Source organism: Hyphomicrobium zavarzinii ATCC 27496 (genome assembly GCF_000383415.1).
GTDB classification, from domain to species: Bacteria; Pseudomonadota; Alphaproteobacteria; order Rhizobiales; family Hyphomicrobiaceae; genus Hyphomicrobium_C; species Hyphomicrobium_C zavarzinii.
In genome coordinates this window covers 1-9,136 of sequence record NZ_KB911268.1, presented here as the reverse complement: position 1 = coordinate 9,136, position 9,136 = coordinate 1, and the positions used below count along the sequence as shown (strand labels likewise).

At 62.2% G+C, this 9,136-nt stretch carries 5 protein-coding genes; 2 read left to right on the top strand and 3 right to left on the bottom strand.

Annotated elements, in window-relative coordinates:
- Window positions 1-688 precede the first annotated feature (688 nt).
- Window positions 689-1,168, bottom strand: a complete 480-nt coding sequence (locus tag F812_RS0121910) for a hypothetical protein (RefSeq protein WP_020088134.1) — start codon at window positions 1,166-1,168, stop codon at window positions 689-691.
- Window positions 1,169-1,334: 166 nt separating this feature from the next.
- On the opposite strand from F812_RS0121910, the gene F812_RS25835 reads away from it, so the two are divergent.
- The gene (locus F812_RS25835) at window positions 1,335-3,167 is read left to right on the top strand and encodes a tetratricopeptide repeat protein (RefSeq protein WP_156827611.1); all 1,833 of its coding nucleotides are present in this window, start codon (window positions 1,335-1,337) and stop codon (window positions 3,165-3,167) included.
- 221 nt (window positions 3,168-3,388) lie between these two features.
- Here F812_RS25835 and F812_RS0121900 read toward each other — a convergent pair whose 3' ends face one another.
- On the bottom strand, window positions 3,389-6,550 hold the full coding sequence (locus F812_RS0121900) for an efflux RND transporter permease subunit (protein ID WP_020088132.1): 3,162 nt from the start codon (window positions 6,548-6,550) through the stop codon (window positions 3,389-3,391).
- A complete protein-coding gene (locus F812_RS0121895) occupies window positions 6,547-7,671 on the bottom strand; it encodes an efflux RND transporter periplasmic adaptor subunit (RefSeq protein WP_198011262.1) in 1,125 nt (374 codons plus the stop codon). The genes F812_RS0121900 and F812_RS0121895 overlap by 4 nt, the downstream gene beginning before the upstream one ends.
- A gap of 195 nt (window positions 7,672-7,866) precedes the next feature.
- Here F812_RS0121895 and F812_RS25110 point away from each other — a divergent pair, with 195 nt between their 5' ends.
- On the top strand, window positions 7,867-8,526 hold the full coding sequence (locus tag F812_RS25110; protein ID WP_083929329.1) for a TetR/AcrR family transcriptional regulator: 660 nt from the start codon (window positions 7,867-7,869) through the stop codon (window positions 8,524-8,526).
- The last annotated feature ends 610 nt before the right edge of the window (window positions 8,527-9,136 follow it).

Below are 9,136 nucleotides of genomic sequence, written 5' to 3'. Positions count from 1 at the left end.
TCAACGGTAGCAGCACGGAACAGTACGCGGGGATCAACCTGCGCTTCGATTGCAAAAACGAAACGCACTTCGGCGTCGGCGGCGCCTTTGGTCTGACCGATGACAGCGAGGATGCAATTTTGCGGTTAACCGCCGGCTATGAATTCGAGTGATTAGTAGGGCGCTGTAACTTGTTTGGCACGCGAGCGATTGGCCGTGCGCCTTGTCCCTAATTCGCATGACGCAGCGGATTTCTCCTTCGGAAGGGCGCCTCACCGCATTATCTGTGCGAACGTCGCTAAGATTCACGGTTTGACAGTCACTGTTTCGATCATCGCCGCACCCGAAGGGCGAAGGAGTACTTCGTCACGATCGACGGAGTGATGGCAAGGCAGGTCACTACAATTTTTGTGGCAACGTCCGCTTTCTCGGCACGACGGTCAGCGCGTGATGACAGCTTCGTCCCAGCAGCTGACATTGGTGAAGCGACGAGCGGCGCCGATGGTTCTTCCCTCGAAAAGCCCGCTGGTCGATCCTGAGCGGACGTCCGAAAACGACGGCCGTTGGGAGCAAATGACCCTGTAGCGGACCTGAAGAGTTTGCGAAGCTACTAGTGCCTTCGATACGCGCGGGAGCGTGGCCAACCCGCGCGCTGTAAGGGTCATGTCAGTCCGCGTGGCGTCGCCTGTGCCAGCCCGTGCCAGCGCGCTCACGGCAGCTCCCACTTGCTACTGTAGCGACCGCCGAACAACGTCTCCGTCAACTGGTCGTACTGGTACGTGCCGCCACCGTCGACATCCTTGAACTTGCCCGTGCCGCCGGTCGCCTTGTAGGGGTTAGTCTTGAGGTGAGAACCTTCTTCCCACGTTACGGAAATGGTGTCGCCACCCGTGTTCGTGGCTGTGCAGGTTCCACTGCCCTTCCAGCTGCCGTCGGGCATGTACTCGTACTTTCCCTCACACGCCTCCGTCGCTTTCAACGCGGCCGGATCGTCCGGAACCTTGACGCAGCGGCCGGAGTAATCAACCAGCTTGTGCCCCTTCTCGGGCTCCTTCTCATCGCATTTGTCGCTCACGCAGACGAGCACGCCGGCTTCTTCGACGGTCTTGCCGGCTTGGGCCGCGCCGCAGCCGAGCACAATGAGCGTCGCGGGAAAGGCGACGAGCAGTCGCTTGAAATTGTTGGTCATATCACTTCCTCGCAATTGGATGGGTCATACGCATTGGCGGCCAAGGCCGCCGTCCCCGCAGCGGGATCGTGACAGGACCGGTGTGCCGGTCCTAGTATGTAACCGTAGCAAACGTCATTAGGTCGGGACGCAATTCTCTGTTTCAGCACCTGATTGGAGTTTGACCGTGACGGCAGCATTGCCCGGTGGCTGCAGCCCATCCGATCCAGATGCCGTGCGTGAGCAGCTGGCCCGCATCCTGAGAAGCGGGCCGTTTCAGCAGTCGCAGCGCCGGCAGCGGTTCCTGCGCTACCTCGTCGACGAGACTCTGGCCGGCCGTGGCGATAGGCTCAAAGCCTATACGATCGCCGTCGCTGTGTTCGACCGCCCTTCCACGTTTGATCCCGTCGTCGATCCCGTCGTACGCATCGAGGCGGGGCGGCTCAGAGACAAGCTCCGCGAGTATTACGACACCCTCGGACAGACCGATCCCATTCGCATCGAGCTGCCCAAGGGGAGCTATGCGCCACACATCGAGAACCAACGGGACGCAGTCTCGGCGCACGGTCCGGATCCGATCAAAGCGCCGCCGCCCGAGCAGTTGCTGGGCGACGCCGTCGCGCGCGAGCCGACACCGCGGCGCTTCGCTCCCTTCACGACCACCGGATGGTCGCTCGCCGGGCTGCTGGCCGGCGCCGCGCTGCTGATCGCCGTGGCGAGCTTCTGGGGAAGCCGAAGGCCGCCGGTGCCCGACAATCCATCTATTGCCGTTCTGCCGTTCAACAACATCGGGCACGACGCCAGATGGCAACGGTTCGCCGATGGGATCACCGAGGACACCATCACCGACCTCACGCGCGCCAAGGACCTCATCGTGATCGCCCGCAATTCCACCGAGGTCTACAGGGATAAGCCCATCGACGTTCGAAAGATTGGCCGCGACCTCAATGTGAAGTACGTGCTCGAAGGCAGCATCCAGCCCATCGGCGAGCGCATTCGCGTCACCGCGCAGCTCATCGACAGCGCCTCCGGCAGCCACGTCTGGTCCGAGCGCTACGATAAGCCCGCCGACGATCTGTTCGCGCTGCAGAGCGAGGTTACGCAACGGATCGCCGCAACGCTCATGGGCTACCAGGGAGCCGTCGCCGAGGCGGAGCGCCGCCTCGTCAGACGCAAGCCGCCAGCGAGCCTCACGGCCTACGATACCTACCTGCTCGGCATCGAGGCGAAGCACAGGGTGACGAAGGAAAGCCTAGCCGAGGCGGAAAGCCTGCTCAACAAGGCCATCGAGCTCGATCCTCAGCTTGCCCGCGCCTACGTCGCGTTGGCTGAGGTCCAATTCTATCTCATCGATCTGGGGTTGGCGCCTTCCTTCGAGGGAGCCGTCGAGAAAATGATGGATGCCGCGGAAAAGGCCGTGACGCTCGACCCCGACGACGGAAAGACCCACCTCGCCCTCGGCATGGCCTACATGTATGGCGGCAAGCAGGAGCAGGCCGCCACCGAGCTTTCCCGTGCTGAAGCTCTCGCGTCCTCCGATGCGGACGTGCTGATTTGCGTCGCGTGGTCGCTCCCGCCGCTCGGTCAGTCGAAACGAGCCGTAGCATTGGCGGAGCGGTCACTACAGCTCAACCCGCACTATCCCGACTGGTATAATCAAGGCCTCAGCTACGTGTACTTCTTTGGCGGGCAGTACGACAAAGCCGCTGAATACAGACTGCTCGTGAAGAAGCCCCTTGCCCTCGACCACGCCTTTGCGGCGGTAACCTATGCCTATCTCGACCGCCCGAGAGATGCCGAAGCGGCCGCCGCCTCGGTCTTGAAGCTCGACCCGGTGTGGAACGCTGAGCGCTACCTCAGCGAAGGCGGCGGATTCGCGGACAGGGAAGCCGAGCTGTTCGTCGATGGCGCCCGCAAAGCGGGACTGCCGAGCTGCATGCCCTCCGCTCTGCTCAAGGACGTGCCCCACTTCATTCGCGTCAAGTCCTGCGACCGGCAGCGCGCCAGCACGTCCGGCTGATCCGCCCCGCGATCACGTCCTCGATGAGCTACTTCTGACCCAGAACGCCACCGGCTTGAAGACTGCTTTCGGACCTTAGCCTGCGTCGGGCCTGATTGCTGGTCCGTCCCAGAAGCGGTCATGGCGTGATCAGCCTTCCGTTACTCCAATGTACGCGTCGAGATGTCAGCTTCGGGATGCAGAACAGTCATCCCTTCCCGTTTATCCACCTCCAGAAGCAGTTACGCCAAACTTGCGAGCGCGTGACGGTCACTCGACGATTCAGGAGAGTGAGGAACCAAGATGATTGCCTCCGGCGCGGGCCGGCGCACGCGGAACCAGGCCGCGTAGAGCGCTGGCACGAACAGCAGCGTCAGGACCGTTGCCACAAGGAGCCCGCCCATCATGGTGATGGCCATTGGCCCCCAGAACACCGAGCGTGTCAGCGGGATCATGGCCAGGATGGCAGCGAGCGCCGTCAGCACCAGCGGCCGCGAGCGCCTCACCGTCGACTCGACGATCGCCTCCCACCGCGACAGGCCCGCGGCCACATCCGCATCGATCTGATCCACCAGGATGACCGTGTTGCGCATGATCATGCCGGCCAGCGCGATGAGGCCGAGCAGTGCCACGAAGCCAAACGGCGCATTGAACGCGAGCAATGAGAAGCTTGCCCCGATGATGCCGAGCGGCGCTGTCGAAAACACCAGGAACAAGGTCGAGAAACTCTGCAGCTGCAGCATGAGCAGCGTCAGCATGACCAGAAACATGAGCGGGAAGATCTGGAACAGCGCCACGTTCGCCTTGGCACTCTCCTCCACCGCTCCACCCGCCTCGATGCGCATGCTGGGCGGCAAATCGGCGGAGATCGTGTCGATCGCCGGCTGGATCTGCGCCGTAACGTCCGGCGCCTGCAGCCCGGGAGCGATGTCCGAGCGCACCGTCAACACCACATCCCGGTTGCGACGCCACAGGATCGGCTCCTCGAACTCGTAGTGGACGCGCGCCACCTGCGAGATGGGAACCGCCGCGCCTGAGCGCGTCGGTATGGTGAGATCCTCGAACGAGCTGAGCCCCAGACGCTCCTCGGGCACGGCGCGCGCCACGACGGGCACCAGCTCGATGCCTTCCTTGTACTCGGTGACCGTGTAGCCGGACAGCAGCGTCTGCAGCGTTTGGGAGATGTCCTGCGGCGTGAGCCCGAGCGAGCGAGCGCGATCCTGGTCGACTTCGAGCCGGATCGACTTCTTCTGCTCGTTCCAGTCGAACTGCACGTCGCGCGTGTTCGGGTTGGCACGCATGGCATCGCGCACCTTGTTCGCAACCTCGCGCACGCTTGTGCTATCCGGCCCGAGAACGCGGAACTGCACTGGGAAGCCGACCGGAGGCCCGAAGTTCAGCCGGTCGATGCGCAGGCGCGCCTCGGGAATGACGTTTTCCGCGACGAGCTTGTCGAGCCGGTCCTTGAGTCTCTCGCGCGCCTCCGCACCTTTGGTCATCATGACGATGAGTGCAAAGTTCTCGTTAGGCAGCACGGGGTTGAGCGCCAGGAAGAAGCGCGGCGAGCCCTCGCCGACATAGGTCGTATAGTAGTCGAGGTCCAGATCGCCTTTGATGAGCGCCTCGGCCTTTTTCGCCGCGGCCTCGGTGACGTTGATGGACGTGCCTTCCGGCAGGCGGATCTCGATGAAAAGCTCCGGCCGAGACGAGGTGGGGAAGAACTGCTGCTGCACCTGCGTGAAGGCGGCGATCGCCGAAACGAAGGCGGCAAGCGTGAGCGCGATCACGATCCAGCGGAAGCGAACGCTCCAGCCCACGGCGCCGCGCAACGCACGGTAAATTCGGGTATTGTAGAGATCATGCCCGCCGTGGCCCGCGCCTTGCTTGGCGAAGTTCGGTAGCAGCTTGACACCGATGTAGGGCGTGAAGAACACCGCCACGATCCACGACACCACGAGCGCCAAACCCACGATCCAGAAGATGTTGCCAGCATATTCGCCCGCGGTCGATTTCGCGAGGCCGACGGGCAGGAAGCCCGCCGCCGTCACTAGCGTGCCGGTCAACATCGGGAAGGCGGTCGAATCCCAGGCGGCCGCGGCGGCCTGCATGCGGCTCCAGCCCTGCTCCATCTTAACCACCATCATCTCAATAGCGATGATGGCGTCGTCGACGAGCAGACCGAGCGCGATGATGAGCGAGCCAAGCGTGATGCGGTCGAGGTTCAGCTCCGCGACGTACATGACGAGAAGTACCACAGCGAGCACCAACGGCACGGATGTCGCGACCACGAGGCCCGAGCGCCATCCGAGCGAGATGAAGCTCACGACCAGCACGATGCCGAGCGCCTCAACGAAGGAGCGCAGGAACTCGCTTACGGACTCTTCGACAACGCTAGGCTGGTCCGTGATCTGGTCGATCTCGACGCCGGTCGGAACTTGCGCTCTTGCCTCGGCAATGGCCAACTTCAGCCGCTCGCCGAGTTCGAGCACGTTCGCGCCGTTGGTCATGGCAACGACGATGCCCACGGACTCGGTGCCGTTGTGGCGAACGATGCTGCTAGGCGGATCTTCGTAGCCGCGTTTGATCGTGGCGATGTCGCCGAGCCGGAACGTGGCCCCGCCTGCTTCGATCGGCACTTCGGCAATAGCCGCTTCGCCTTTGAACGCCCCGGTGACGCGCACGTCGATGCGGTCGGCGCTGGTCTCGACGGTGCCGGCAGGCGTCACTGCATTCTGGCGCGCCACGCTGTCGAAGATGGCCTGCGGCGTGATGCCGAGCGTCGCAAGCTTGCGATGGCTGAACTCTATGAAGATGCGCTGCTCACGAATGCCGACGATGTCGACCTTGGAGACGCCAGGCGTCCGCAATAGCCGCTGACGCACTGTCTCGGCATAGTCCTTGAGCTTGGCGAGCGAAACGTCGCCACCCGAGAGCATGTAGATGGCGGAATACACATCGCCGTATTCGTCATTGAAGAACGGGCCCTGCACGCCCTGTGGCAGCACCGGCTTGGTGTCATTCAGCTTCTTGCGAACTTGATACCAGGCATCATCTACGTCCTTGCCGCGCGCTTGGTCCCGAAGCTGCATCTGGATGATGGTGACGCCGGGACGCGTATAGGTCTTGACGTAGTCGAACAGCTCCAGTTCCTGCAGGCGCTTCTCCAGCTTGTCCGCTACCTGATCCTGCATTTCCTCGGCCGTTGCGCCGGGCCAGGCGGCGCTGACCACCATGGTCTTGATGGCGAACGAGGGATCCTCGGCGCGGCCGAGCTTCAGGTAGCTGAATAGGCCAGCCCCTGTGAGCACGATGATGAGGAACAGGACTAGCGACGGATGCGCCACCGTCCAGGCGGACAGGTTACCCCGTGACGGGGTATGATCTTGCTCTAAGGGAGCGTTCATCGCACGACCTCGACGATACGAACGGGGATACCGGCGTCGAGCTTGTGCACGCCGGCCGCGACGATCTTCTGGCCGGACTCGAGTCCGCCCGTGACGATGGCCGAGGTTTCGGTCCATGAGCCGACATCGACGCTCTTCTTAGTCAGATGCCCGTGAGCCTCATCGATCAGCCACACTGAGGGCTGCCCCTCATCCTTGAACACGGCAGCGAGCGGCACCTTTGCCTGAGATCCATTGCCCACTCGCGCAAGATGCACCGTCGCCGTCTTGCCGAGCGCTATGCCGTCGTCGGACTTAAGGATCGAATAGCGTGCCTGGTAGGTACGCGTGGCGGGATCCGCCTGTGGAGAGACTTCGCGTAGCTTGGACGCGTACACATGATCGGGCGCCGCCCACAGCGTCACCGAGGAAATCGCGTTGCGGTCGCTGTCGATGCGGCTCTCCGGGATCGACACGACGGCTTCGAGCTCGTCGAGGCGTGCAACGCGCGCAATGAGCTGTCCGGCGCTGATGACCTGCCCCACTTCGACCGGGAGCGCCGTGACAACGCCGGATTCGGTTGCCCGAAGGTTAGTGTAGTCAAGTTGGTTCTTGGCGAGAGCGAGTGAGCGGCGAGCCCTCTCCACGCGTCCACGCGCTTCGTCTGCCGCCGCCTTCTTTTGATCATAGCCTGCGGCGCTGACCCATCCGTCCTTCGTCAGGCGCGCATAACGTTTTTCGTCGGCGTCCGTCTGCGCGAGGCTGCTTTCCGCAGCCTTGAGCTCGGCGTCGGCGGATTCGAGGGCCAAGCGGTAGTCGGTGGCATCGAGCTTCGCCAGCGTCATGCCGGGTGTCACCCTGTCGCCGACATTGATGAAGCGTTCGACGATCTTGCCGGAGACTCTAAAGCCGAGATCGCTTTGGTAGCGCGGCTTGATCGTGCCGGTATAGGACCGCGTCTCTGCCGCCCCCGTGAGCGTCACCTCTGCGGCGCGCACGGGCTGCGGCAGAGCGACGTACTCGGCACCTTCACTTTTGCAACCGGCAAGACTAACCGCGACTGAAACGAGTGCACCCGCGATAAGAATGGGGCGCGCGAGCGTCTGTGTTGGTGCAGATTTGGAGGAAGAGGGAGCACTCATGTTGAGCCTCATCGCGGTTGCGGCCTTGTGCCGGCATGGCTGATGCACTAAGTTAGTGAAGCTAACTTATAAGTAAGTGCCGCTAACTTGACAAGGCAGAATCGACGCGCGAAGGCAAAAAAGTTAACCCCACTAACTTAGGGTGAGTGTGCTAGCTTATGGAGTTGTCGGCCGGTAGAATTGGAATAACCCGTTATGGCCCAAGCAGAAAAACTGAGAGAAAAAAAGCGGACGGCGGTGCGCTCGAAGAAGAGCTTCCACCACGGCGACCTGCGCGAGGCGCTTATTGCCGCAACCCGCGAGCTACTGATCGAGCACGGCCCCGACGGCTTCACGCTGGCGGACGCCTGCCGGCGCGCCGGCGTGACCACGGCCGCTCCCTACAAGCATTTCCGCGACAAGCGGGAGATCCTTGAAGAGATCGTCGCAAGCGGCTTCGATCAGTTACGTGAGCAGAACGCACGCGCGGTGGCCGAGAAGGGCAGCGGCACCATCGACGGCATCACCGCGATGGGCATCTCATACTTGAGGTTCGCCGTCGCCCAGCCCGCCATTTTCAGGCTCATGTTCGGCGAGCTGAAAAAGAGCAGCAAGGCGGATGGCAAGGGCGAGGACTGCCTGAAGAATGTCGTCGAAGAAGTCGCCCACTATTGCCGCAAGAACGGCCACACGACGGACGCGCAGCAGATTGCGGTGCGGCTCTGGACATTCGTCCACGGCGCCTCGTCGCTCGAGCTCGACGGCGACTACGAGCGAGTTGTTCCCGGCCTCGACGTCGACGATCTGATTGCGGATGTTACGCCAAGGCTGCTCGGCGCACCGTCGAGCGTCCGGGCGACACGCAAAAAGGGCTAGTCATTTTCCTTTTTTCGCTCTCGTTCCAACTTCGCGGACGAGATGTCCCAGAAGCGGCCGTTTGAGATGGCGATTGCCCGACGTGAACCTCGCCTCTTGAACGGTGAGCAGACATACCGCTCCACCGGAGCTCAGGCGCTTACGACCCTTAGCAGTACTGAGCTAATGCTGCATTGCGCTGCCATCAATGACCGTCGTGCCGAGAAAGCGGACGTTGCCACAAAAATTGTAGTGACCTGCCTTGCCATCACTCCGTCGATCGTGACGAAGTACTCCTTCGCCCTTCGGGTGCGGCGATGATCGAAACAGTGACTGTCAAACCGTGAATCTTAGCGACGTTCGCACAGATAATGCGGTGAGGCGCCCTTCCGAAGGAGAAATCCGCTGCGTCATGCGAATTAGGGACAAGGCGCACGGCCAATCGCTCGCGTGCCAAACAAGTTACAGCGCCCTACTAATCACTCGAATTCATAGCCGGCGGTTAACCGCAAAATTGCATCCTCGCTGTCATCGGTCAGACCAAAGGCGCCGCCGACGCCGAAGTGCGTTTCGTTTTTGCAATCGAAGCGCAGGTTGATCCCCGCGTACTGTTCCGTGCTGCTACCGTTGA